Here is a 24,801-nt window from a genome sequence, read left to right as displayed (position 1 = left end):
ACGCCGTGAAGAATCAGACGGCGCATTCCATCCGGATGCGCCGTTTTTCATTTGCCTCGCGCTCACAGAGATCGTTGCGCGGACAACCCCGATTGCCGATGCAACACGTTTTTGATAAATAGGCCCATGGCCGCGCGACACCACAGACCGCAGAACCCGATCAACCCTTTACCCGAGCCGCCTCCCGTCACGGCGGCGATGGCGCGCGCGCACGCGCGCTACTGGCGCTTCAATATCGGCTTGATCGTCGTGTTGATGCTGATCGGTTTCTTCGTGTCGTTCATCGTGCCGCTCTTCGCGCGCAGCATCTTGCAGGTGCGTTTCGCGGGCTTCAGCCTGCCGTTCTACATGGGTGCGCAAGGTGCGATTCTCGTGTACCTCGTGTTGATCGGCGTGTATATCGTGCTGATGCAGCGCGCCGACGCGACGCTCCAGCGCGCACTCGAAGCCACTGCAACCGACAACTTCGCCGAGCGCGCGGCCGACCGATGAAGCTCGCGAACCGGCTGATCCGTCTGTATTCGCTGTACACGCTCGGTTTCTTCGCGTTCATCTATCTGCTCTGGCGCATCGAGGCGGCAAACGGCCCCGGCACGTGGATCGGCTATGTGTTCCTGTTCGTGCCGATCGCCGTGTATGCGGTGATCGGTCTGCTGTCGCGCACCTCCGATCTCGTCGAATACTACGTGGCCGGGCGGCGCGTGCCGTCCGCGTTCAACGGCATGGCGACGGCGGCGGACTGGCTGTCGGCGGCGTCGTTCATCGGTCTCGCGGGCACCCTGTACGCGACGGGCTACGACGGCCTTGCGTACATGATGGGCTGGACGGGCGGCTACTGCCTCGTCGCGTTTCTGCTCGCGCCCTATGTGCGCAAGCTCGCGCGCTACACGATTCCCGATTTTCTCGGCACGCGCTTTTCGAGCAATGCGGTGCGCGGGCTCGCGGCGCTATCGGCGATCCTCTGTTCGTTCGTGTATCTCGTCGCGCAGATTCAGGGCGTTGGGCTGATCGCGACGCGCTTTATCGGCGTGGACTTTGCAATCGGGATCTTCTGCGGGCTCGCGGGCATTCTCGTGTGTTCGTTTCTCGGCGGCATGCGCGCGGTCACGTGGACGCAGGTCGCGCAGTACATCATCCTGATCGCGGCGTTCCTGATTCCCGTGTCGATGATTGCGCACAAGGACGGGCTCGGCTGGGTGCCGCAACTCCACTACGGACGCCTGATGGAGCGGGTCGAGTCGCTCGAGCGGCAGGTGCGCGACGCGCCGACGGAGCAGGCCGTGCGCGACGACTACCGGATGCGCGCCGCGTTGATCCAGACGCAGATCGACAGTCTGCCGCAGTCGTATCTCGACGAGAAGAGCCGCCTTACCGCGCAGCTCGACGATCTGAGGCGGCACAACGGACCGCTGCGGGAGATCGCCGGTCTGGAGAGGCGCATCGAGCGTTTTCCGCGCGATCCCGCGACGGCGCAGATCGTGTGGGCACAGCAACGCGACGAGATATTGCAGCGCGCGGCGTCGCCCGTGCCGATGCACGAACCGTTTCCCGCTGCAAACGACGACGATCGGCGGCTGCATCTGCGTAACTTTCTATCGTTGCTGCTGTGTCTTTCACTGGGGACGGCGAGCCTGCCGCACATTCTCACGCGCTACAACACGACGACGTCGGTGGCGTCGGCGCGGCGCTCGGTCGGCTGGACGCTGTTCTTTGTCGCGCTGTTCTATCTGACGGTGCCCGTGCTCGCGGTGCTGATCAAATACGAGATTCTGTCGAATCTGGTCGGGCATCGTTTTTCCGATCTGCCTCAATGGGTGATGCAGTGGCGGCGGGTCGAGCCGTACCTGCTCAGCATCGCCGATGTGAACGGCGACGGCATCGTGCGCTGGAGCGAGATCCAGATGCAGCCGGATATGGTCGTGCTCGCCGCGCCGGAGATAGCGGGGCTGCCTTACGTGATGTCGGGGTTGATCGCGGCGGGCGCGCTGGCGGCGGCGCTCTCGACAGCCGACGGTTTGCTGCTGACGATCGCCAATGCGCTGTCGCACGACGTCTACTACCACATGGTCGATCCCGAGGCGTCGAGCCAGAAGCGGGTGACGATCTCGAAGATCCTGCTGCTGGGTGTGGCGCTGTTCGCGTCGTACGTGGCGTCGCTGAATACGGGGAACATCCTGTTTCTGGTGGGCGCGGCGTTTTCGCTGGCGGCGTCGAGTCTATTTCCCGTGCTCGTGCTCGGCGTATTCTGGAAGCGCACGACGCGTCTCGGCGCCGTGGCGGGCATGGTGGCGGGGCTGGTGGTGTGCATCTGGTACATCGTGTCGACGTATCCGTTCTTCACGCAACTGACGGGCTTTGTCGGGCCGAGGTGGTTCGGCATCGAACCGATCAGTTCGGGCGTGTTCGGCGTGCCGGCGGGCTTTCTGGTGACGGTGCTGGTGAGCCTCGTCGACCGGAAGCCGGATGCCTATACGACAGCGCTGGTGGACTATATCCGCCATCCCTGACGGCTGGCCTTCCGGATGATGTGGCAAGGGCGCAAGAGTCTGCTATAATTCGCGTCCCCGCCGGAGAGATGGATGAGTGGTTTAAGTCGCACGCCTGGAAAGCGTGTATAGGTTAATAACCTATCCGGGGTTCGAATCCCCGTCTCTCCGCCACGAGATTGCCAGAAATAACCCCGCCAAATCCTCGATTTGCGGGGTTATTTGTTTTTCGGGCCGGTCATTTGGCAGCGGTCTTCGACGGGCAGCGGTCTTCGACGCTCTTCGCACGAGCGCGATTCTCAAAGCCATCCTGAGCAGACAGCGCGCACACATGTGTGATGTCAAAAACGGTCAACGGCCAACTATCGCTCGAACATCGCATAACACTTCACGTCGTACGCCGCCGCGTCGTCTTCCTGACACCGTTGCCACCATCTGCAAGCACACCATCCGCGCACTGCAGAAACCCTCTGATCAACCGCCCCCGCGGTGACGTCTTCTGCCACAGCACGCCAAAGCGCCGCGGCTCCGTCGGCGTCGGCAGCGCGAGCCTCGCCACGTTCAACGATGTCGTCAGTGGCGACACGATATCCGGCACCAGCGACACACCCAACCCCCGATCGACCATCATCGCAATCGCCATCAGCGAGTTCAGTTCGAACAGCTCATGCGGCGCGATGCGTGCCGAGCGCAGATATTGATCCGCCTGCTTGCCGCCGCCGAGCGAGCGGTCGTAGCGGATAAACGGCTCGCGCCGCAGCAACTCATGCGGGTCTTCATCCTTCAACCGCGCAGGCGCGAGCACGACGATCGGTTCCTCGCGCAGCAGATGCCAGTCATACGCCTTGGGTAACGCGAACGCCGGATGCAGACACACGGCGACATCGAGATCGCCGCGTTGCAAGGTCTCGTACAGTTCCATCGACGTCCCCGCGCGTATCAGCACGTTGGCCTGCGGAAAGCCGCGAGCGAACGCGGCCAGCACGTCCGGCAGCAAGGACAGCAACGCTGTAGTAATCGTGCCGATGCGCAATTCACCGGCCGCTTCTTCCTCAAGCGCGAACGCCTTCAGATCGGCAAATTCGCGCACCAGACTCCTCGCGCGCGCGATCACGCGATGACCCGCTTCCGTCGGAATCACCGTGCGTCCCGCGCGCACGAGCAGCGGCACGCCCAGTTCCCGCTCGAGCGCCTGTACCTGCTGCGCAATCGCCGCCGGCGTCACGCCGACGCGCCGCGCCGCTTCGGCCATCGATCCCGTATCGACCACCAGCAGCAGATTGCCGAGAAACGTAATATCCATAACGATAGATTGTCTACTGTTTGAAGATAGATGCAGATAGTTTATCTAAAACAACTCTCTCCGTAGACTGGTTGTCATTCAAGAGCAACCGAAAGTGGAACGGAGACATGAGAAGCAAGCTGTTCGTGCCGGCCTCGCGCCCGGAGCTGTTCGCGAAGGCACTCGCCAGTGCCGCCGACGCCCTCTCGTTCGATCTCGAAGATGCCGTCACGCCGGAGCGCAAGCCGCAGGCGCGTCTCGCACTGCGTGAGCTGTTGCGCGACAACGCGGTGCGCGAGCATCGAAAGGTGCTGATCGTGCGCGTCAATGCGCTCGACACGCCGTACTTTGCCGACGATCTCGACGCCGTGGTCCAGCCCTGCCTCGACTACCTGAATCTCCCGAAACCCGAAACCCCGGACGACGTCCGTGCCGCCGCCGCTGCGCTCGACAAGGCCGAGCAGGCGAACGGCGTCAGCGTGCCGGTGCGCCTGCTGCTCAACATCGAGTCGCCGAAAGCGTTGCGGCGCGCGGCGGAACTCGCCGCCGCGCATCCGCGTGTCGCCGGATTGCAGCTTGGGCTGGGCGATCTGTTCGAACCGTTGGGTATCGCGCGCCGTGAGCAGTCGGCGATTCAACAGGCAATGTTCGCGCTGCGCATCGCAGCAGGCGAGGCGAACGTCTTCGCGTACGACTCGGCGTTCGCCAACATCAAGGACGAAGCGGGTTTTCGCGCCGAAGCGCAACTCGCGAACGCGATGGGTTTTCTCGGCAAGAGCTGCATTCACCCGAGCCAGATCGCGCTTGCCAACGACGTGTTCCGTCCATCGGATGCGGACATTGCGCACGCCGTGCGCATCGTCGAAGCGGCGCGCGATGCGCAGAGCAGAGGACTGGGCGCGTACGTCGTCGACGGGAAGATGATCGATCCGCCGTTCTTCGAGCGCGCAAGGTCGCTCGTGCAACACGCGGCGCGTCTCGAACTGCTGACGACCGAGCAACGCGCGGTGATCGGCAGCACCACCCTTTGAAGCAGCAGCGCACGGTCGCTGCACGCCTATTGAATCGAGTTGGAGAAACACGGATGGAACGATCACCGGCATCACCCGACGCTCAGCGCAAAGGTCCGCTCGCCGGCCTGCGCGTGCTGGATCTGAGCGCCTACATCGCGGGGCCGTACGGCTGCACGCTGCTCGCCGACCAGGGCGCGGAAGTCATCAAGATCGAACCACCCGCGGGTGACAACCTGCGCAAATATCCGTCGACGCTCGAAGCCGAAAGCCGCGCGTTTCTCGGCGTGAATCGCGGCAAGCGCGGTCTTGCGCTGGACCTGAAGCAGGCCGAAGCGCTCGACGTAATGCTGCGCCTCGTGAAGTCGGCCGATGTCCTCGTCCACAACTTCCGTCCGGGCGTGCCGGAGCGGCTCGGCATCGGCTACGAGCAGTTGCGCGACGTGAACCCGCGGCTCATCTATTGCGCGGTGACGGGCTATGGCGAAACGGGCCCGTATCGCGACAAGGCCGGCTACGACCAGGTGCTGCAAACGATGACAGGCATCTGCGCGCTGCAAGGCCGTCATGATGGGCCGCCCGAAATCGTCTATGGCTCGGTGGTCGATTACTACGCAGCCGCGCTGGTCGCTGCGGGCGTGTCGTCGGCCTTGTTCGAGCGTGAGCGCAGCGGGGCGGGGCAATACGTCGGCGTGTCGTTGCTGCGCAGCGCGCTGGCGATGCAATCGGCCCGCATGATCTGGGCCGACGACGAGCCGAAAGACATCGGACGTGACATGCGCTCGGGCGGCATCACGGGCATTCATCCGACGCGCGAAGGGTATCTGTATCTGTCCGCCAATACGCCGCACTTCTGGCAGGCGCTGTGCGAGAAGACGAGCCTGATGGACCTTGCCGACAATGAACGTTACGACACGGTGCGCAAGCGCGCGATGCATCACGACGAGATCGTGCCGAAGCTGCGCGACGCGCTGCAGGCGCGCACCGCGCTCGAATGGGAAGCGCACTTCGGCGATGCGGTGCCGTGCGCCGCGGCGCGCGGCATCGAAGACATGTTCGATCATCCGCAGGTGCTCGCGGAAGACATGGTGACGGAGTTCGAGTATCCGGGCGTGGGCCGCTATCGCGGCTTCAGGCATCCCGTGCGCTTCGGTTCGACGCCGTTGCCCGAACCGTTCGCGGCGCCTGCGTTCGGCGAGCATTCGGATGCGGTGCTGCGCGATGCAGGCTGTTCCGATGCCGAGATCGAACGTCTTCGCGAAAAGCGGGCTGTGCTATAGCGGGCTCGCCGAAAAAGGGAGACACACATGGACGCTAAAGGACACACGCCGCCTGGCGCTTGCGATTCGCACATCCACATCTATGACCGCGCGTTTCTCGCGAATGCGGATGCACCCGGTTTCGTCGATGCAGCGGATGTCGACGCGTATCGCAAGGTGCAGGCGCGCATCGGCACGCAACGGGTGGTGATCGTCACGCCGCGCGTGTATGGCACCGACAACGCCGTCACGCTCGATGCAATCCGTCAGCTGGGTATCGCGAATGCGCGCGGTGTCGCTGTCGTGCGTCCCGACGTGACGGACGCCGAACTCGAAGCGCTGCACGCAGGCGGCATTCGCGGCATCCGCTTCACGCTTTACACGCCGTCGAACGCGGTGGTCGGTTTCGACATGGTGGAACCGCTGGCCAACCGCGTGGCGGAACTCGGCTGGCATGTGCAGCTTCATTGGACCGCCGCGCAGATCGTCGAGCATCAGGCGCTGCTCGGGCGTTTGCCGTCGACGATCGTGTTCGATCACTGCGCGCGTCTTCCGCTACCCGATGGCGCAGCGCACGCGGCGTTTCCCGTCGTGCGCCATCTCGCCGATGCAGGCCGTGCATGGATCAAGCTGTCCGGTCCGTATCTCGATTCGCGCGACGGACGCGATTGCCGTTATGCCGACGTTGCGCCGACAGCACGCGCATGGGTATCAGCCGTGCCGCATCGACTGGTGTGGGGCAGCGACTGGCCGCACGTGACGGAGACGCACAAGCCCGACGATCCCATGCTGCTCGATCTGCTCGGCGAATGGACGAGCGATACGGCGACGCGCAACCGCATTCTCGTCGACAACGCGGCGAGCTCATACGGATTCGCGAGCTGAAGAGACCGCCCACCGATTACACAAAGCCCAACCGACGAATGGGCGCATTCCAAACCGGAGACACGTGATGAAATCCACCGTTGCGCCCTCGACCGTGCGCAAGACCCGCTTCACCGAGGCGACGATCGCGCTATTCGAGCGCACCATTCCCGATCCGTTCGTGCTCGCGATCCTGATTACAGCGGTGGTCGCGTTGCTGTCGGCGATGTTCGCGCCGCATGCGACGCCCGGCAGGCTGGTAGGCGGCTGGTACAAGGGTTTCTTCGACATTCTCACGTTCGCATTCCAAATCACGCTGGTGCTCGTCACGGGTCACGCGTTCGCTCATGCGCCCATCGTGCAGCGCGTGTTCAGGTCGCTCGTGTCGGTGGCGCGCACGCCTGTTCAGGCCGCGACGCTGACCTTCGTGCTGGTCGCTGTCGCGTCGTTCTGCAACTGGGGTCTCGGGCTCGTCGTCAGTGCGTTGCTGGCGCGCGAGGTGGCCAAGCGCATGCGGGTGGACTTCGCATGGATCGTCGCGGCGGGCTTCTCGGGATGGGTCGTGTGGGCGAGCGGCATTTCCAGTTCGATCGCGCTCGCGCAGTCGACGCCGGGCAGCGCCATGAACGTCGTGCAGAAGCTCACGGGTGAAGTGCTGCCGTTCAGCACGACGGTGTTCACGAGCTTTAATCTGGTGCCGACCATCGCGATGCTGCTGGCGATGCCATTCGTGCTCGCTTGGCTCAAGCCGCGCGACGAAGACGCCGTGCTGCTCGACACGGAGAAACATCCCGATCCGGCTCCACGCGAAAAACCCACAGGCAAGCTGAGCTTCGCGCGCTGGATCGAGTATTCGTGGCTGGGCTCGGCGTTCATCGGCGCGACGGGTGTTGCGCTGGTGGTGCTCGCGCAAGCCGAACACATCGCGTTTTCAGGGGTGAATGCGGTGATCTTCGTGATGTTCATCGCGGGTGTGATCCTGCATGGCTATCCGCTCGCGTATGCCGACGCCGTGAAAAACGCCGCGCGGCAGACGGGCTCGATGATGCTGCAATACCCGTTGTATGGCGGGATCATGGGCATGATGGATGCCACCGGTTTGCCGAACGTCATTTCGCATTTCTTCATCGCCATTTCCAACGCACACACGCTGCCGTTCTGGAGCTATGTCTGCTCGCTGATCGTGACGTTCTTCATTCCGAGCGGCGGCGGACACTGGGCCGTGCAGGGGCCGTTCGTCGTGCCCGCCGCCGTCGCGCTGCATGCATCCGTTCCCGCTACGACGATGGCCGTCGCGATGGGCGAGCAGGTGTCGAACATGATGCAGCCGTTCTGGGCCGCGCCCGTCGTCGCGATGGCGGGCATCGGCGTGCAGCGCGTGCTGGGTTTCACCGTGATGACGTTCGTGGTCGGCGTGCTCGTGTATGGCGCAGCCTTGCTGCTGCTCGTGTGAACGCGTGGCCGTCGAAACAACGAAGGGAGACAGTTCAATGGAATCATCGACGCAAACGCCGCTGCACACGTCGTCGGGCGACAGGGCGCAAGCGCCGCACGCTGCCATCGACTGGTGGTGGCGCGTGTTCGATATGCGCATCGGCTCGCTGCCGTTGCCCGTTTATGTGCTGATGCTGGCCGTGCTCGGCGCGATGGCCGCGAAAGGCAAGCTCGCCGCCGATCTGCCGACGGGCATCGCGCTCGTCGCTGTCGGCGGTTTCACGTGCGCGGAGCTGGCGAAGCGCATTCCGTGGATACGCCACATCGGCGCCACGTCGATTTTCGCGGCCTTCATTCCGTCGATGCTGGTGTATTACAAGCTGATGCCCGAGCCTGTCGTGAAGGCGGTGACGAGCTTCACGAAGACTTCGAACTTTCTGTACCTGTTCATCGCGGCGATTATCGTCGGCAGCGTGCTGAGCATGGATCGGCAGATGCTGATTAAAGGCTTCGTGCGTATCTTCATTCCCGTTGCAGCGGGTTCGGTTGCGGCGGCGCTGGTCGGCACGGCCGTGGGAACGGCACTCGGGCTCGATGTGCGCCATGCGTTGTTCCTCGTCGTCGTGCCGATCATGGCGGGCGGCGTGGGCGAGGGCGCGTTGCCGTTGTCCGCGGGCTATGCGCAGATTCTCGGTGTCGATCAGGGGCCGCTATTCGCGCAGATTCTGTCGGCCGTGATGCTCGGCAATATCGCGGCGATCTGCTGCGCGGGGCTGCTGAGCTATGTCGGCTCGCGCCGGCCAGAGTGGACGGGCAACGGCCGTCTGACCAAAGCAGGCACGAGCGATGAAGACGTCGCGCAACGGCCGGCGTCGTTTGAGTTCGATGTCGCATCGGTCGCGGCGGCGGGTTCGACGGCCATTGCGTTCTATCTGCTGGGCGTCCTGAGCAATCAACTGTTCGGCTGGCCGGCGCCCGTCGTGATGCTCGTGCTGGTCGTCGCGGCGCAACTGTTCCAGGTCGTGTCGCCGCGCGTGCGGGGCGGCGCGCGCTTCATGTACGGCTTCTTCTCGACAGCCGTCACGTATCCGTTGATGTTCGCGATCAGCGTCGCGATGACGCCTTGGGGCGAAATCGTCACGGCATTTCATTGGGTCAATATCGTGACGGCTGTGTCGACGGTATTGGCGCTGACCGTGACGGGTTTCTTCGTGGGCCGGCTGGTCGGCATGTATCCGATCGAGGCCGCGATCGTCAATGCGACGCATAGCGGTCTGGGTGGAACGGGCGATGTGGCGATTCTCACTGCGGCGAACCGGATGGAATTGATGCCGTTTGCGCAGATCGCGACACGTATTGGCGGAGCGCTGACGGTGATGGCTGCGTTGGGGGTGTTGGCGTATTTCAGGTAATCCAATGCTACGTTCTTCGAGCCGCCGGATTTGTCATGAACCCGGCGGCTTTTTCTTTTTCCGATTTTCAGAATGCCAATCGCATATATCGACTTAAATGGCGACGTGTAAAACGCTTTAAATCCATTCGATGGTTAATCGATTGGCTTTTTTGTAGAATCGGCAAATCCATTCAAAAGCGAATGCGCAACATGAAACGCTACCTGATCCTGACGGGCGACAAGACAACGGCAAACGGCACCGTGCAAGCAGTGGCGTCGACCATTCAACTCGAGGGCCGCGACGTCGCGCATGAAGGCGACGACGTAGCCTGTCCCGCGTGCAACAGCACCGGCAAGATCAAGTGCGATGGTCCGCGCGAGGTGATGACGGCGCCCGATGGCCGTCATGCTGCGCTGAGCGACGACCTGTGCATCTGCAAATGCGAGCCGCCGCCGAAACTGGTCGCGTCGCAGCAGACATTTTCCGTCGGCGAGTAAGACGGCTGTTACACTCAGACGTCTGTCACACGCGGACCCAGGCATCACTCCATCAGCTTCGCCACGATCGGCTCGACCACTTCACGCTGCCGCTCGGCCTTGAGCCGGTAGAGCGCATCGGTCGGATGCACGCCGTCGATCAGCAGCGCGCGCCAGTCGTGCATCGCGCCGATATAACCGTACTGCCGGATCAGCGCGAGCCGGTAATGCTTCGCCATTTCATCGACCACGGCGACGTAGCGCGGAACGATCGACCGGTTCACGGCATAATCGACCGGGTTCGGTTCTTCGAGCACCACGATGCGTCCCGCGCTTCGCGACTGTTCGATAAAGCGCATCAGGTGCGCGCGAAACACGGCAGGCGGTTCTTTCAGGTGATTGTCGGCATCGTTGAGCGCGAAGTTGACGATCACGATGTGCGCGGGCGAGTTCGCCACCCAGCGCGCGTACGGTTCGCTATATCCGTTGACGCCTTTCTCGCGATCGACGAGTGTCGCGCCCGGCACACCGTTGTTCTGCACGATCACCTGCGGGCCGAAGCGGGCCTGCAGCGCGGCTTGCAACAGGGCAGGCGGGTTGTTCGGGGTTTGCCACGACTTGTTGAAACCGTCGGACGTCTGGAAACCCCACATCGTCGAGTCGCCTTGCGCGTCGATGATGATCGGCCGGTCGGCCACGCGCGTGACGTGCGCGGGGCGGGTGGCCGCATCGGCGTGCATCGCGGCGATGCCGAGCAACATGGCTGCCAGCGCGTGTACGCGTCTGGCGCGCGGACTGGCCTGTCGAGAGTCGAGCGTCATGGTGCCTCGCAATGGAATTGACGATATCAGTCGCCGCGAATAGAGCTTACGGCGTCATAAAGCGCAACACGAACTTGATGCACAATCGATGCTGCGTTCGGCACATACGATCCCCACGAGGAGCAGAGATGAGAGTTTCGGATCTGGAAGGCGCGTTACTCGATTACTGGGTTGCACGAGCGGACAATCTGCCGAAGCCGCGCGTCGACGACGGCTTCTGCTGGATCGAGGAGCCCGCCTGCGACGGCGATCCCGCCGGCGCGCTCGAAGCCGCGTTTGCGCCGTCCACGGACTGGGCGCAATGCGGCCCGATCATCGAACGGGCGCACATCCATCTGGTGCCTGCCGCGGCGGGCGCGAATGTCTCGTGGACGGGCTCCGTTCCGGCGGGCGCGAGCACCATCGAACAGGTGGGCGCCACAGCGCTGATCGCCGCGATGCGCGCGTTCGTCGCGAGCCATTTCGGCGACACCGTCGCGGATGCGCCGGGCACGCACTGAGCGCGTGTCATCGCGAAGCCGGGCCCGCTGTCATATGCATTCGAAGATGACCTCGACAGTCTGTGTGCCCGCTCCACGCACGCCGCTGGTGTGGATCTCGACGGTGTGCAGTTCCTTGTTCTGTTCGCGGCAATATGCCCTGGCATGCTTGATCCCCGCGTTGCGGACGGAATTCCACGAAATCAGGCTGATGCGTCCATGACTCGTGACGGAGAGGTAGCCGTTCTGCTTTCTGTCCACGCCAGATACCGCTGTGCACGCGGCAAGCATGCCTATGCCGGCAAACAGAATGCACTTCTTCATAGTCCTCCCTCGGTTGGCGCATTGTCGCGGGCGCGGGCCGCAACAGGCAACTGAAAAAAACTCTAACCGTCTCGGGCATCTGGCCACGTAATCGCGACGCCTGTCAGGCGGCTCGCGATGTCATTACATTATGCTTTCCGATGAGCGTGTGGCGCACGCGTTGTCTCAGCGGAGGACGGCATGGGCGGGTTGTGGCATGAAGTCTGGTTGACGGTGGCCCGGGAATTCTCGGATCTGAACGACGTCAAGGCGATCACGCAGGTCGTGCTGCGCCTCGGTCTTGCGTTGCTGCTGGGCGGCGCGCTGGGCTTCGAGCGCGAGATGGCGGGGCGCGATGCCGGACTGCGTACCCACATGCTGGTCGCGACGGGTTCGGCACTGTTCGTACTCGTGCCGTTGCAGGCCGGCTTCTCGCAGGACAACATGAGCCGCGTGCTGCAAGGCCTCGTGTCGGGCATCGGCTTTCTCGGCGCTGGCGCGATCATCAAACTCAGCGCGGAACGCGAAGTGCGCGGCCTGACGACGGCAGCAAGTCTATGGCTGGCAGCGGGCGTCGGCGTCGCAGCAGGGCTCGGGCGCGAAGCGACGGCGATTCTCAGCACAGTCGTCGCGCTGGTGATTCTGGCGGGCGTGCGAATGATCAAACCGTCCGTGCCCCACCAGCATGACGAACAGGCCGCGTCGAATGAAAAGCCGCGCGAGAAGTGAAGCGCGCGGTGGTTCGCTGCATCGCCGGCGGAGTAGCATGGGCGAACACAATAATTGGGAGACACGCATGCTTCCTGCCGCCGACACATACGAAGGCCTCGTTGCCGCGTTCGAATGGCGCATTCCGCAGCAGTACAACATCGGCATCGATGTATGCGACAAATGGGCCGATGGCAGCGGCCGCCTTGCGTTGATCTGCGAGACGCGCGAAGGGCAGGCCACGCGTTATACCTTCGACGAACTCAAATCGCTGTCGGACCGTTTCGCCAATGCATTGCGCGCAAGCGGCGTGAAGAAGGGCGACCGGGTTGGCATCTTTATCGCGCAATCGGTGGAGACGGCGCTCGCGCATCTTGCCGTGTACAAATGCGGAGCGATCGCGGTGCCGCTCTTCGCGCTGTTCGGTCCCGATGCACTGGAATATCGGTTGTCCGATAGCGGTGCCGTCGCGCTCGTCACGGATCTGGCTGGCGCGCAGAAGATCGCGTCGGTGCGTGCGAGTCTGCCTGAATTGCGCTCGATCTTCTGCATCGATACCGACCACGCCGACGCCGCGCTTCAGGTCGAGTCGTTCTGGTCGGCGCTCAATGCCTCGCCGGCCCATTTCGACGCGGAGCCGACCGCAGCCGACGATCCCGCTGTCATCATCTACACGTCCGGCACGACGGGCAAGCCTAAGGGCGCGCTGCTCGCACATCGCGTGTTGCCCGGTCATCTGCCGGGTGTGGAGATGCCGCAGGCGTTCTTTCCGGACGGTGCCCGCCTGATGTGGACGCCCGCTGACTGGGCGTGGATCGGTGGATTGTTCGATGTGCTGCTGCCGTCCTTGCATCACGGCGTCGCTGTGCTTGCGCGCCGTTTCGAGAAGTTCGATGGAGAGGCCGCGTTCGATCTGATGCAGCGTCACGCCGTCACCCATGCGTTCCTGCCGCCGACTGCGTTGAAGATGATGCGCACCATCGAGCATCCCGAACGCTGGACACTGTCGCTGCGCGCGGTGGCCAGCGGCGGCGAATCGCTCGGTGCGGAACTGATCGGCTGGGGGCGGCGCGCGCTCGGCGTGACGATCAACGAGTTCTACGGGCAGACGGAATGCAACGTGGTCGTCGCGTCATGTGCGACGCTGTTCGAGCCATGCTTCGGGTCGATCGGCAAGGTGGTGCCTGGCCATCGCGTAGCGATCCTCGATGATGCGGGGCACACGTTGCCGCGCGGCGAGCCCGGCAACATCGCGATTCAGGCGCCCGACCCGGTGATGTTCCTCGGCTACTGGCGCAATGAACGCGCGACGCGCGACAAGTTTCGCGGCGACTGGCTGCTCACAGGCGATATGGGCCTGATGGACGAGAACGGCTTTATCCGCTTCGTCGGCCGCGACGACGACGTGATCACGAGCGCCGGCTACCGGATCGGTCCTGCGCCGATCGAAGACTGCCTGCTGCGTCATCCCGCCGTGCGCATGGCGGCCGTGGTCGGTGCGCCCGATGTGCAGCGCACGGAGATCGTCACTGCGTTCGTCGTGCTGAATCCCGGCTATCAGCCGAGCGACGCGCTCGTACAGACGCTCCAGCAGCATGTGAAGACGCATCTCGCCGCGCACGAATATCCGCGCACGATCCATTTCGTCGACGCCTTGCCGATGACGGCAACGGGCAAGATCATCCGCCGCGAACTGCGCGAACGCGTGACGCCGTCGACGTGATCAAGCTCCGTTATGCCCATTCACGCGGCGCATCGTCCTGCGACGACAGCGTGAGCCCTGCCACAGGCAGCGGCAACGCTGTCTTGTAGCGCACCTGCTTGAGCGCAAAGCTCGAGCGGATATTCGACACGCCGGGAATCTTCGTGAGCCACTGAACGATGAAGCGTTCGAGGCTCTGCATATCGGGCACGACCACGCGCAGCAGATAGTCGGCGTCGCCCGTCATCAGATAGCACTCCATCACCTCGGGGCGTTCGCCCACTTCCTGCTCGAAGCGGCGCAGCGCGTCTTCGACCTGCTTCTCGAGACTCACCTGAATGAACACATTGATGCGCAGCCCGATCGCCTCGGCGTCGAGCAGCGTGACCTGCTGCCGGAACAGGCCGAGCTTTTCGAGCGCGCGCACGCGGTTGAAACACGGCGTGGGCGACAGATTGACGGCGCGCGCCAGCTCCGCGTTGGTGATGCGCGCGTTCTGCTGAAGCTGCTGCAGGATCGCGATGTCGATCCGGTCCAGCTGGCGCGCGGCGGGTTTTGCGTCGGAAGTCATAGTGTAAATATTCCGTATTTGGTCAATCCGCAGGAATAAATACACTATCTGAAAGCGGCCAACGACGCAAAAGAGACGCACATTTTGCGGGTGCGTGGGTAAGCTGATTACACGTTTTCGAGCGATTTTCACCTACGCCTAATTACGCTTTTCAGCCGGAGTTGCGCCATGACGGACTTATCGAGCGGTGCCCGCCCCGTTCTTGCCCTCACACAAGCTCGTATCGACACCGATCCGCAGGAGACGGCCGAATGGCTGTCTGCGCTCGACGGCGTCGTCCAGCATGTTGGTATCGAGCGCGCGCAATATCTGTTCGACCGGCTGGCCGCGCATGCGCTCGGCAATGGCGTGGCGACGGCGCGCGCCAACGTGACGCCCTACGCGAACACGATTTCCGTCGATCAGCAGTCACCGTATCCGGGCGATCTCGACACCGAAGAGAAGCTCGCCGCCGCGTTGCGCTGGAACGCGCTGGCGATGGTGGTGCGGGCCAATCGCGCGTATGGCGAACTGGGCGGGCATATCGCGAGCTATGCATCGGCGGCCGATCTGTTCGAAGTGGGCTTCAATCATTTCTTTCACGCGGCCGGTGATTCGCACGGCGGCGATCTGGTCTACTTCCAGCCGCATTCGTCGCCGGGCGTGTATGCGCGTGCTTACCTCGAAGGCTTTCTCGACGAGACGCATCTCGAACACTATCGACGCGAGATCGCGGGACCGGGTTTGTGTTCGTATCCGCATCCGTGGCTGATGCCGGACTTCTGGCAGTTTCCGACGGGCTCGATGGGCATCGGGCCGATCAACGCGATCTACCAGGCGCGCTTCATGCGCTACCTGCAGAACCGCAATCTGCTGGAGACGGAAGGCCGCAAGGTTTGGGGCTTTTTCGGCGATGGCGAGATGGACGAGCCGGAATCGATCGGCGCGTTGTCGCTGGCGGCGCGCGAGGGGCTCGACAATCTGGTGTTCGTGATCAACTGCAATCTGCAGCGGCTCGATGGACCCGTGCGCAGCAATGGCCGCATCATCGACGAACTCGAAGCGCAGTTCACGGGCGCGGGCTGGAACGTGATCAAGGTGCTGTGGGGTTCGGACTGGGACGCGCTCTTTGCACGCGATCGTACGGGCGCGTTGCTGCGCGCATTCGCGCACACGGTCGACGGCCAGTTCCAGACCTTCTCGGCGAATGACGGCGCGTACAACCGCGAGCGCTTCTTCGGACAGAACCCTGAACTGGCCGCGCTCGCCGCGCATCTGAGCAACGACGACATCGACCGCTTGCGCCGCGGCGGCCATGACGTGCGCAAGCTGCATGCAGCATACGAGCGTGCGCTGAAACACCGCGGCCAGCCTACCGTGATTCTCGCGAAGACGATGAAAGGCTTCGGCATGGGCTCGATCGGCCAGGGCCGCATGACGACGCATCAGCAGAAGAAGCTCGACGTCGAACAGCTGAAGGCGTTCCGCGACCGCTTCCGCCTGCCGTTATCCGATGAAGACGTCGAGCAGCTCAAGTTCTATAAACCCGCAGAAAACAGCCCGGAAATGCAGTACCTGCATGCACGCCGGGCTGCTCTTGGCGGCTATCTGCCCAGAAGGCGGAAAGCGGCATCGCAGACACCGACCGTGCCTGCGATGCCAGCCTGGGGACAATTCGCGCTGGACGCGAACGGCAAGGAGATGTCGACCACGATGGCGATCGTGCGGATGCTCGGCAGCCTGTTGAAGGATGCATCGCTTGGGTCACGCGTCGTGCCCGTCGTCGCTGACGAGGCGCGCACCTTCGGCATGGCGAACCTGTTCCGGCAGGTCGGCATCTATTCGCCGCTCGGTCAGTTGTACGAGCCGGAAGATCTCGGTTCGATGCTCTATTACCGCGAAGACACGGGCGGCCAGATTCTGGAGGAGGGCATATCGGAGGCGGGCGCGGTGTCGTCGTGGATTGCGGCGGCGACGTCGTACAGCGTGCACGATCTGCCGATGCTGCCGTTCTACATCTACTACTCGATGTTCGGCTTCCAGCGCATCGGCGACCTGATCTGGGCCGCGGCTGATCAGCGCGCGCGAGGCTTTCTCATCGGCGCGACAGCGGGCAAGACGACGCTTGGCGGCGAAGGTCTGCAGCATCAGGATGGCACGAGTCATCTCGCGGCATCGACGGTGCCGAACTGCCGCGCGTACGATCCCGCGTTCGCGTATGAAGTGGCGATGATCGTCGATGAAGGCATGCGCGAGATGATCGAACGTCAGCGCGATGTGTTCTATTACCTGACGGTGACGAACGAGAACTATGCGCAGCCCTCTTTGCCTGCGGCGTCGTTCGATAGCGTGCGCGAAGGTGTGTTGAAGGGTATGTATCCGCTCGATCGCGCTGCGCACGAAGTAGCGCAAGTGCAGTTGCTTGGCTCGGGTGCGATTCTCGGCGAAGTGCAGGCGGCGGCGCGCATGTTGAAGGATGACTGGAATATCGATGCTGCCGTGTGGAGTGTGACGAGTTTCACCGAGTTGCATCGAGATGGGGTTTCAGCGGAGCGTGCTGAACGGTTGTTCGATGATGATGCAGGGGCGACGCCGTATGTGACTTCTGTGCTTGCTGCATCGCGCGGGCCGGTGATCGCCGCAACCGATTATGTGCGTGCTGTGCCTGAGCTGATTCGCGCGTATGTGCCGCGTCGTTATGTGACGCTTGGTACGGATGGGTTCGGTCGGAGTGATACGCGTGCGGCGCTGAGGGCTTTTTTTGAAGTGGATCGGGCGTCGATTGTGATTGCGGCGCTGAAGGCGCTTGCTGATGATGGCTCGATTTCGCGGGATGTTGTTGCGCAGGCGCGTGGACAGTACAAACGGGTTGAGGCTGGTAAGGCGACGCCTTGGGAGAAGTAGGTTTTGGTTTGGTTTTGTTTGGTTTGGTTGTTTTGCGGCGCCTGGTTTGGTGTGCTCGTGTTTTTGCTGGCATCCGCGATTTGTTATTGGTTTGCCTGGGTTGCCCCTGTGCGGGGCGGCACCTACTTTTCTTTGCCGCGGCAAAGAAAAGTAGGCAAAAGAAAGCCGCTGAACACCGCCAATTCTTGACGTTTGCCCACGGGCCCCCAACGGCCCCGTCCCGTTCGCGGCATCTCCCTTCTCAATGCCCGCTGCCAACGCTTCGAATTGGCTCATCAACCACTTCACACACCCGCGTCGCCACACGCGCGATCAAATCTCACACGTTCTATAGCGGCAAACTGTGTGTAGGCTTTCGCGCCGAATGCGCTCCACTCCAGACTGAAAACCAGGGTCACGGCTCGAAAGCGCGATCGGTGTCGTAGGAGCACTAAGGTATGGAGTACTACAACCTACACACAGTTTGCCACCTGGGCGGCCGCAACCATTCGCTGCCGCTGGCTGTGCTACGGGTACTTGAAGTGGGTGAGGCGCAGGTTCGGAGCGTTGGCAACGGGCGGTGACTGAGAAGTTGCCGTGTGAAGCGGAAGACCCGATGGGGGCCCTCAGGCGGTGGTCAAGCACGGGCGGTGTTAGCCCGCTTTCTTTGCTTACTTTCTTTGCGGCGGCAAAGAAAGTAAGTGCCGCCCCGCACAGGGGCGACGCTTGAAGCACGAAGGCGAATCGCGGATGCCCGCAACGACAAAAGCCAACAACAAGACCAAAAATCAAAACAAAAACCAAAACAAAAACCAAAACAAAAACCAAAAACCATCAAACCGAAGGCAACAGCAAATTAGCATCCCTCGCCAACAACCACCGCCCATCCGTCTCCTTCCGCAGAATAGTCAGCGTACAACCGGCATGACGCACGGGCGGCGCAGAGCCATCCTTTGGCGATATCGTGATCTCCAGCTGCGAGCGCAAAAAAGCCCAATCCCCCAACACCTGAAGCTCAAGAATCTCACTCTTACCATCGATATCGATATGCTTCTGCGCTTCAGACGCAGCCATAAAAGCAGCCTTACCGAACGGCTTCTGCCCGGGCACCATAAAAACCGCATCGTCGGTCATCAGGCTCAGAACGGTGGCTGTGTCGCCGGCCTTGCTCGCGGCAAGCCATGTATCGATCAGTTGTCGGATAGCGCGTTCGTCGTCGGTCATGATGCGGTCCTCGCAAATCGGCATGTGAGCCGTCGATTGTAGACGGACCAGAGAACGCATCATTCGCGCCTGCCAGCGAAACTCACTTCGACGTCACGATCACCCCGACACTCGCACTCACGACAAACAACGTGCCCGCCAGTTGCAACGCCGTCATCGGCTGATGCAGCACGACAAAACCTGCCAGCGCGCCAATAGCGGGCTCGACACTCATCAGAATCCCAAACGACGAAGCAGGCATATGACGCAGCGCGATCATCTCGAGCGCATACGGCAGCAATGGCACGAGCACTGCAAGACCGGCAGTGGCCGCCAGTTGCATCGGCGCAATATGCAAGCCATGTTCGACAAGACCGAACGGCGTCGCGACGAGCGCCGCAGCAATCAGCGATACAGACAGACCTTCCAGCCCGGGAAACAACGCACCCGTCTTTTTCATCAGCACGATATAGCTGCCCCAGCCGCACGCGGCGCCCATCGCGAGCAGCATGCCCACAGGCTCGCCGATCCAGCCCGCGCGGTCATGCGCAAGCAGCAGCACGCCTGCGATGGCCAGCAGCGGCCACAGCAGCGCGCGCAGACGCCGCACGCCCAGCGTCGCGACAGTCAATGGGCCGAGAAAGTCGATCGCAACGGCAAGCCCAAGCGGAATGCGCTCGATCGCCGAGAAAAAGCACAGCGTCATGCCCGCCATCGCGACGCCCAGCACGCCCGCCGCGAGCCAGTGCGCGCGCGAATAGCTGCGCAGCTTCGGGCGCACCACAAGCGCCAATATCACCGCCGCCCACGCCAGTCGCAGCCACGTCGTGCTGAACGCGCCGAACGCGGCCATGGTCGGCGCGGAGAGCGCCGCACCGAACTGCACGCACGACATCGACAGCAGCCCGAGCAGCGCGGCGAGACCAATATGGCGTTGCGGGACGGCGGGAGGGGACGTGGCGTCGAAAGCGAGGGAATCGGCGAGCGTGGAATCTTTCATGTAATTGGGCAATCGTGTGCAGCAGACAGATCCATCATATCGACGAATTGAGCATTAAGATAAGCTGATATTTCTTATGTCACTATCACGGACGCTGATAATGCGCGACTTCGATAGCAGTCTTCTGCGGGCCTTCGTAACCGTCGCCGAAACGGGCGGCGTCAGCGCGGCAGCGGCGCGGCTTGCGCGCACGCAGGCAGCCGTCAGCATGCAGTTGCGGCGGCTGGAAGACGACATCGGCCAGCGGCTGCTGGAGCGCTCGCCGCGCGGTGTGCGGCTGACGGACGCCGGGCATCGGCTGCTGCCATACGCCCACGCGATTCTCGGCGCGGGCGAGGATGCGCGCCGCGCGCTCGAAGTCGGCGATGTGGCGGGCACTGTGCGGCTGGGCATGCTCGAAGACGTGGCCGTCGGCAGACTGCCGCGTGCGTTGCGGCGTTTTTCGGCAGCGCACCCGCAGGTCGCGCTGGAGATCGTCGTCGATGCGAGCGCCGCGCTGTCGCAGCGGCTGGCCGACGGTGCGCTCGACGTGCTCGTCGGCGATCCCGCGATGGTCGATGCGACACCGCTCGTCACGTGGACGCAACCGCTCTTCTGGGTCGGCGCGCGCGGCTATCTGCCCGATCCCGGCGTGCCGCTGCCGCTCGTCGCGTTCGGCGGCGCGTGTCTGTGGCAGCAGCAGGTGATGTCGATACTGCGGCGCGCGGGTATCGCGTGGCGCGTGGTCTGCACGAGCACGAGCCTGCCTGCCGTGCAGTCGGCCGTCGAAGCAGGGCTGGGTGTATCGGTGCTGCTCGACGGCAATATCCGCTACGACACGATGCGCGTGCTCGGCCCCGCGGATGGCCTGCCGGAGCCGCCCGCCGCCGATCTCGGCCTGTTCGTGCGCCACGCCGCAGGTGCACAGGAATCCGCCGTCGACGCCTTGCAGACCTTCCTCTGCGAAGAGCTCGATCTCGGCTTTGTCGAGCGTGCTTCTAGAACCCTGCGCCGGTGATCCGCGCGCAGCCGCGTGATAACCTCGCTGGCGGATGATGCATTGCGCACATGGGAGCGCGTTCCATCTTCGCCGCGGTTCATGCAAACTGCGTGCATCACGTTGCATGTTCAACGACCTATAACCATCAATCGCGGAGTTTCCTTGCCCACGACTCATACGTCGCGTCGGCAGCCCAAGCAGGCGCGCGCCGAATTCGCGCTCGACAGCATTCTCGAAGCCGCCGCCCGCACGCTCGAATCCCATGGCAAGGCCGGGCTGACGACACAGCGCGTCGCCGATACGGCAGGCTTCAGCATCGGTGCGATCTATCAGTACTTTCCGAACAAGGAGGGGCTGATCGAAGCGCTTGCGCGGCGCGAACTGGAGCGCCTGACGGCAATGATGAGGGATGCGCTTTCCCAACCCGCGCCATTCGGCACGGGCCTCAACGCCCGGCGCATGATGCGTGTGACGGCGGCGTTCATTGGCGATCGCCCGCGTTTCTACAGCATCCTGCGCGCCGAATGGGCGGACGCCGCGCCCGATACGCCGATCGGGCAGGGCATGCGGCGCTACTTCGAGCTGATCGCGGGCACGCTGAACCGCGAGAACCCGGATCTGGGCAAACGCATCGCACGCGACGAAGCGCGCTTCGTGCTGTTTCGTGCAATCTCCGGTGTGCTGCTCGCCACGGCACTGGAGCGGCCGAAATACTTCGGCACCGACGCATTCGAAGACGAGATGGTGCGCCTGATTCTGGGTTTCCTGAACTACGACCTCAGCCCCGATATTCCACGGCTCGCGCCAGAGGATGACAGTTTTACGCGCGCGTGAAAGTTATGAGGATTCCTCGTATATGCAACAGCGCGCGAAAGCGGGCTTGCCGAGGATTTTTTCCCGATGTCATATTGTGCGTCCGAGGGCTGCAAGCGCCTGCCGATCCACGCAGCGCGACAGCCTCCTGAAGGACATATCAATTCGACGCCGCCGCGACGACCGCACAGTCGATCCGCGCGGACGGCGCGACCGGGGAAAGGCATGAACCATCATCAGCTCGAGTCGACCCTCGAGCATCTCGAACACGTCTTGGCGCGCATTTCCGGCACGGAGCCGATTCCGCTGTCGTACTGGCGCAAGCGTGTCGACGACGTCACGGCGGCCGCCCGCATTCCGGCTCAGGTGAACCGTGCAAGAAGACTCGACGAAGCGTTGAGCGCGCTGGAGTTGCGCTCAGGAAACTGATGGCGTGGGGCCGGCAAGTATTGCAAGCGGACGCGCTACAAATTGCACGCCCGCTCGCAGCGAGAATCGCATTGAACGTCAACGCCTGATCACGCCCATGAGCAGCGTGACCAGAAAGATCACGATAAAGATAAAGAACAGCACTTTCGCTATTTCCGCAGCGCCAGCGGCAATGCCGCCGAATCCGAAGACCGCCGCGATAATGGCGATAATGAAAAAGATGGCAGCGTATCGAAGCATGGAAGCCTCCACCAAAGGGTTGCTGGACAGATCGATGCAATGACCGACCCACTCGCGGGAACCGCGTCGACTGATATGGGCGACGCCGTGTTCGGCTGGAGCAACACCCGTGCCCAACGGGAACGGACGCTCCGCGAGATGCTGCTGGAACCCGATACTCGCAATATGGACAGGATACTCGTAAGCGCGTGCCTTGCCGGTTTGCCCGTCCGTTACGACGGCTCGGCGAAGACGCTCGCGGACTCGCTGCTGCAGACGTGGCGCGATGAAGGGCGGCTCGTCGTCGTGTGCCCCGAAGTGGCGGCGGGCTTCAGCACGCCGCGTCGTCCCGCCGAAATCCAGTTGCGCCGGCATGGCGGCGACGTGCTCGACGGCACCGCGAGTATCTGCGATAACGCGGGCGTCGACGTTACCGCGTTGTTCGTCGACGGCGCGCGTCATGCGCTCGAACAGGCGCAGGCCTACGACTGCCGCTATGCATTGCTGGCGGACGGCAGTCCATCGTGCGGAAGCAGTTATATCTACGACGGCATGTTCGCGGGCATCCGGCACGCCGCATCCGGCGTGACAGCTGCGTTGCTCGAACGGCACGGCATCCGTGTGTTCGCGCCTGACAGGATCGATGAGCTTGCAGCATTGATCGACTGCGATCGATGACATGAAGTCATAGCCAGTCGCGCGCAAGCATGGTCAATACGCTTGCCGCGATGGCAAGCAGCACAACGCCCGTGACACGTTCGATCGACGCACGATGCGTGGTGAAGCGCGCGACCACAGACGGATGCCCGATGCCCATCGCGACGAGCAGATCCCAGCCGAACACGGCAGCGAACATCCACACGCCATAGACGATCTGCGCGCCGAACGGCGCGTCGCGTGCCGCGAGCAGGGCAAACAGGCTCGCGTAAAAGAGTGCGTTCTTCGGATTGAGAATCGCGGAAGCAAAGCCCATCGCGAAGCGCGCGTGCCACGCGCCTGTCTTGCCGGGCGCAGTCGCGCCATCTCGCCCATGCGGCACGACAGACGCCGCGCTGGCATGCCGAAGCATCATCGCGCCGAGATAGGCCAGATACGCGCAACCGGCTGCCTGCACGAGCGCGAACGCGACGCCATGTCGATGCAGTGCCGCAAAGCCGCCGACCGCAAGCGCGATGAACACGCCATTGGCACACGCGATGCCGAAGCATACGGCGCCCGTCTTGCGCCAGCCGCGCAACAGCGCGCTGCGTGCGATCAGAAAGAAATCCGGTCCGGGGCTAAGCAGCGCAAGCAGATGCGCGCCCGCGACCATCGCGAACTGCTGAAGAGAAAGACCCATCTCGACTCCTTGTGTGTGCGAGGAGTCTGCGCGAGCGCGCAACGAAGATATTGAAGAAAAGTGCGCAGTCGTAAAGGAAAAGGGCGGGAGAAGGGCGCTTATGAAGCAGTGGACACGGCGGCGCGCCGGTAAGCGCCCGGCGTCATCGCGACGCGTTCCTTGAATGCGCGCTGGAAGTGCGCCTGATCCGCGAAGCCGAGTTCATGGGCGATTGCCGTGAGCGCATGTCCATGACGCAACAGCCGACGTGCGGCATTGATGCGCAGATCGAGTTGCCAGGCATGCGGCGACATGCCGGTGGCGGCGCGGAACGCGCGAATGAACGCATAGCGGCTCATGTCCGCCATCTGCGCGAGCTGCTCGATGGGCAGGCGCTCGCCATACGCGACACGCAGGAACTCGGTGATGCGCGCAAGTCGATCAGCGGCGATACGCGGCACCGGCGGCATCTCGCGCGGCTCGCCGAGCCACGACCGCTCGCTGACGAACAGGATCAGTGCCGCTTCCTTCTCCGCGCAATCCGCGTTCGAGAACAGCAGGCGGTTGAGCGCGCAGTAGCGCAGATACGCTGCGCGGTTCTGGTTGATCGACGAACGCGCGAGCACGTCCTGCGCATCCGCAATGCCGCATTCCTGCAGCACGCCGCTCGCCCATTCGACGTTGAGATGAAGCATCTGGTAGCTCCACTCGCCGTCCATGTCGGGGTTGCACGAGTGAACCCGCGTTGCGGGAATCAGGACGAGGCTGCCCGGGCCCAGGCGCGCGCGGTCGTCGCCGCATGCGTAGTTGCTGTGTCCGCTGTCGACGGCGCCGATCGAAAGCGTGTCGTGCGTATGCGGCACATAGCACGCACGCGATTTAGAAGCCAGCCGGCTTTCGACGAATGGTAACTGCGGATCGCACCAGTAACGTTGATCGTTCATGCGACCGATGATCGCATGAACCCGCGTGTCGCTGCGAGTTGCAACACGTTGCAACCACGAAATCGTTTGCGCGCCTTTCAAACCGGGATTATCGGTTTTTAAATGGCCGGCGCATGCATGAAATAGTTGGTAATACGACGACGGCAAATTGAAGGAATAACGAAAAGTGAATATCCGTTCGCGATTATCTGTTTAACGTTTGCGAGCCGTTCTCAGGCTTAATTCGATATTTTCACGGCCGCCAG

25 protein-coding genes and 1 tRNA gene are annotated in these 24,801 nt (G+C 62.9%); 17 read left to right on the top strand and 9 right to left on the bottom strand.

What is annotated here, in order from left to right:
- Positions 1–126 precede the first annotated feature (126 nt).
- The 3 genes from G3O01_RS20015 to G3O01_RS20005 all read left to right on the top strand — a co-directional run bounded on the left by G3O01_RS20015 (position 127) and on the right by G3O01_RS20005 (position 2,660).
- On the top strand, positions 127–492 hold the full coding sequence (locus G3O01_RS20015) for a DUF4212 domain-containing protein (protein ID WP_205806857.1): 366 nt from the start codon (positions 127–129) through the stop codon (positions 490–492).
- A complete protein-coding gene (locus tag G3O01_RS20010; RefSeq protein ID WP_205806856.1) occupies positions 489–2,507 on the top strand; it encodes a sodium:solute symporter family protein in 2,019 nt (672 codons plus the stop codon). Before G3O01_RS20015 ends, G3O01_RS20010 begins: the two co-directional genes overlap by 4 nt.
- A 62-nt stretch (positions 2,508–2,569) precedes the next feature.
- Positions 2,570–2,660 (top strand) — tRNA-Ser (locus tag G3O01_RS20005).
- Between the two features lie 214 nt (positions 2,661–2,874).
- Here G3O01_RS20005 and G3O01_RS20000 read toward each other — a convergent pair.
- A complete protein-coding gene (locus tag G3O01_RS20000) occupies positions 2,875–3,789 on the bottom strand; it encodes a LysR family transcriptional regulator (RefSeq protein ID WP_205806855.1) in 915 nt (304 codons plus the stop codon).
- A 107-nt stretch (positions 3,790–3,896) separates the two neighbouring features.
- Between G3O01_RS20000 and G3O01_RS19995 the strand changes: the two genes are divergently transcribed.
- The 6 genes from G3O01_RS19995 (at position 3,897) to G3O01_RS19970 (ending at position 10,226) form a co-directional block, all read left to right on the top strand.
- Positions 3,897–4,799: a CoA ester lyase gene (locus tag G3O01_RS19995; protein ID WP_205806854.1), complete on the top strand. Its 903-nt coding sequence runs from the start codon at positions 3,897–3,899 to the stop codon at positions 4,797–4,799.
- Positions 4,800–4,852: 53 nt separating this feature from the next.
- Complete coding sequence (locus G3O01_RS19990) at positions 4,853–6,058, top strand: CoA transferase (RefSeq protein WP_205806853.1); 1,206 nt, start codon at positions 4,853–4,855, stop codon at positions 6,056–6,058.
- A gap of 27 nt (positions 6,059–6,085) precedes the next feature.
- A complete protein-coding gene (locus G3O01_RS19985) occupies positions 6,086–6,922 on the top strand; it encodes an amidohydrolase family protein (protein ID WP_205806852.1) in 837 nt (278 codons plus the stop codon).
- A gap of 67 nt (positions 6,923–6,989) precedes the next feature.
- Positions 6,990–8,354: a TIGR00366 family protein gene (locus tag G3O01_RS19980; RefSeq protein WP_205806851.1), complete on the top strand. Its 1,365-nt coding sequence runs from the start codon at positions 6,990–6,992 to the stop codon at positions 8,352–8,354.
- A 37-nt stretch (positions 8,355–8,391) separates the two neighbouring features.
- A complete protein-coding gene (locus G3O01_RS19975) occupies positions 8,392–9,747 on the top strand; it encodes a 2-hydroxycarboxylate transporter family protein (protein ID WP_205806850.1) in 1,356 nt (451 codons plus the stop codon).
- Positions 9,748–9,938: 191 nt separating this feature from the next.
- Positions 9,939–10,226: a PAAR domain-containing protein gene (locus G3O01_RS19970; protein WP_205806849.1), complete on the top strand. Its 288-nt coding sequence runs from the start codon at positions 9,939–9,941 to the stop codon at positions 10,224–10,226.
- 44 nt (positions 10,227–10,270) lie between these two features.
- Here the strand turns inward: G3O01_RS19970 and G3O01_RS19965 are convergent, their stop codons facing one another.
- On the bottom strand, positions 10,271–11,026 hold the full coding sequence (locus tag G3O01_RS19965) for an SGNH/GDSL hydrolase family protein (RefSeq protein ID WP_205806848.1): 756 nt from the start codon (positions 11,024–11,026) through the stop codon (positions 10,271–10,273).
- 128 nt (positions 11,027–11,154) lie between these two features.
- On the opposite strand from G3O01_RS19965, the gene G3O01_RS19960 reads away from it, so the two are divergent.
- Entirely contained in the window at positions 11,155–11,526 is a 372-nt protein-coding gene (locus G3O01_RS19960; protein ID WP_205806847.1) for a DUF2591 domain-containing protein, read from the top strand.
- A gap of 30 nt (positions 11,527–11,556) precedes the next feature.
- Here G3O01_RS19960 and G3O01_RS19955 read toward each other — a convergent pair whose 3' ends face one another.
- A complete protein-coding gene (locus G3O01_RS19955) occupies positions 11,557–11,829 on the bottom strand; it encodes a hypothetical protein (protein ID WP_205806846.1) in 273 nt (90 codons plus the stop codon).
- A gap of 180 nt (positions 11,830–12,009) precedes the next feature.
- Between G3O01_RS19955 and G3O01_RS19950 the strand changes: the two genes are divergently transcribed.
- Together G3O01_RS19950 and G3O01_RS19945 are read left to right on the top strand one after the other, a co-directional pair.
- Complete coding sequence (locus tag G3O01_RS19950) at positions 12,010–12,537, top strand: MgtC/SapB family protein (RefSeq protein WP_205806845.1); 528 nt, start codon at positions 12,010–12,012, stop codon at positions 12,535–12,537.
- A 67-nt stretch (positions 12,538–12,604) separates the two neighbouring features.
- On the top strand, positions 12,605–14,239 hold the full coding sequence (locus G3O01_RS19945; protein ID WP_205806844.1) for an acyl-CoA synthetase: 1,635 nt from the start codon (positions 12,605–12,607) through the stop codon (positions 14,237–14,239).
- 10 nt (positions 14,240–14,249) lie between these two features.
- Here G3O01_RS19945 and G3O01_RS19940 read toward each other — a convergent pair whose 3' ends face one another.
- Positions 14,250–14,789 (bottom strand): Lrp/AsnC family transcriptional regulator, encoded by a 540-nt coding sequence (locus G3O01_RS19940; RefSeq protein WP_205806843.1) that lies wholly within the window; start codon positions 14,787–14,789, stop codon positions 14,250–14,252.
- A 168-nt stretch (positions 14,790–14,957) separates the two neighbouring features.
- On the opposite strand from G3O01_RS19940, the gene mdeB reads away from it, so the two are divergent.
- Positions 14,958–17,672, top strand: coding sequence for an alpha-ketoglutarate dehydrogenase (mdeB, locus tag G3O01_RS19935; RefSeq protein ID WP_205806842.1), 2,715 nt, complete (start codon positions 14,958–14,960; stop codon positions 17,670–17,672).
- Between the two features lie 813 nt (positions 17,673–18,485).
- Here the strand turns inward: mdeB and G3O01_RS19930 are convergent.
- Together G3O01_RS19930 and G3O01_RS19925 are read right to left on the bottom strand one after the other, a co-directional pair.
- Positions 18,486–18,875: an SgcJ/EcaC family oxidoreductase gene (locus tag G3O01_RS19930; protein ID WP_205806841.1), complete on the bottom strand. Its 390-nt coding sequence runs from the start codon at positions 18,873–18,875 to the stop codon at positions 18,486–18,488.
- Positions 18,876–18,957: 82 nt separating this feature from the next.
- A complete protein-coding gene (locus tag G3O01_RS19925; RefSeq protein WP_205806840.1) occupies positions 18,958–19,854 on the bottom strand; it encodes an EamA family transporter in 897 nt (298 codons plus the stop codon).
- Positions 19,855–19,954: 100 nt separating this feature from the next.
- On the opposite strand from G3O01_RS19925, the gene G3O01_RS19920 reads away from it, so the two are divergent.
- From G3O01_RS19920 to G3O01_RS19910, 3 genes are all read left to right on the top strand, one after another.
- The gene (locus G3O01_RS19920) at positions 19,955–20,851 is read left to right on the top strand and encodes a LysR substrate-binding domain-containing protein (protein WP_241024103.1); all 897 of its coding nucleotides are present in this window, start codon (positions 19,955–19,957) and stop codon (positions 20,849–20,851) included.
- A 144-nt stretch (positions 20,852–20,995) separates the two neighbouring features.
- Positions 20,996–21,667 (top strand): TetR/AcrR family transcriptional regulator, encoded by a 672-nt coding sequence (locus tag G3O01_RS19915; protein WP_205806838.1) that lies wholly within the window; start codon positions 20,996–20,998, stop codon positions 21,665–21,667.
- 204 nt (positions 21,668–21,871) lie between these two features.
- On the top strand, positions 21,872–22,075 hold the full coding sequence (locus tag G3O01_RS19910) for a hypothetical protein (protein WP_205806837.1): 204 nt from the start codon (positions 21,872–21,874) through the stop codon (positions 22,073–22,075).
- 78 nt (positions 22,076–22,153) lie between these two features.
- Here the strand turns inward: G3O01_RS19910 and G3O01_RS19905 are convergent, their stop codons facing one another.
- Entirely contained in the window at positions 22,154–22,315 is a 162-nt protein-coding gene (locus G3O01_RS19905; RefSeq protein WP_109481802.1) for a DUF1328 family protein, read from the bottom strand.
- 165 nt (positions 22,316–22,480) lie between these two features.
- On the opposite strand from G3O01_RS19905, the gene G3O01_RS19900 reads away from it, so the two are divergent.
- Positions 22,481–22,972, top strand: a complete 492-nt coding sequence (locus tag G3O01_RS19900) for a DUF523 domain-containing protein (RefSeq protein WP_205806904.1) — start codon at positions 22,481–22,483, stop codon at positions 22,970–22,972.
- Positions 22,973–22,979: 7 nt separating this feature from the next.
- Here G3O01_RS19900 and G3O01_RS19895 read toward each other — a convergent pair whose 3' ends face one another.
- Together G3O01_RS19895 and G3O01_RS19890 are read right to left on the bottom strand one after the other, a co-directional pair.
- Entirely contained in the window at positions 22,980–23,633 is a 654-nt protein-coding gene (locus G3O01_RS19895) for a LysE family translocator (protein WP_205806836.1), read from the bottom strand.
- Positions 23,634–23,731: 98 nt separating this feature from the next.
- Complete coding sequence (locus tag G3O01_RS19890) at positions 23,732–24,556, bottom strand: AraC family transcriptional regulator (RefSeq protein ID WP_205806835.1); 825 nt, start codon at positions 24,554–24,556, stop codon at positions 23,732–23,734.
- Positions 24,557–24,801 lie beyond the last annotated feature (245 nt).

This window comes from Burkholderia sp. Ac-20365, from assembly GCF_017104715.1.
GTDB lineage: Bacteria > Pseudomonadota > Gammaproteobacteria > Burkholderiales > Burkholderiaceae > Paraburkholderia.
This window is presented reverse-complemented; position numbering and strand designations above follow the sequence as displayed.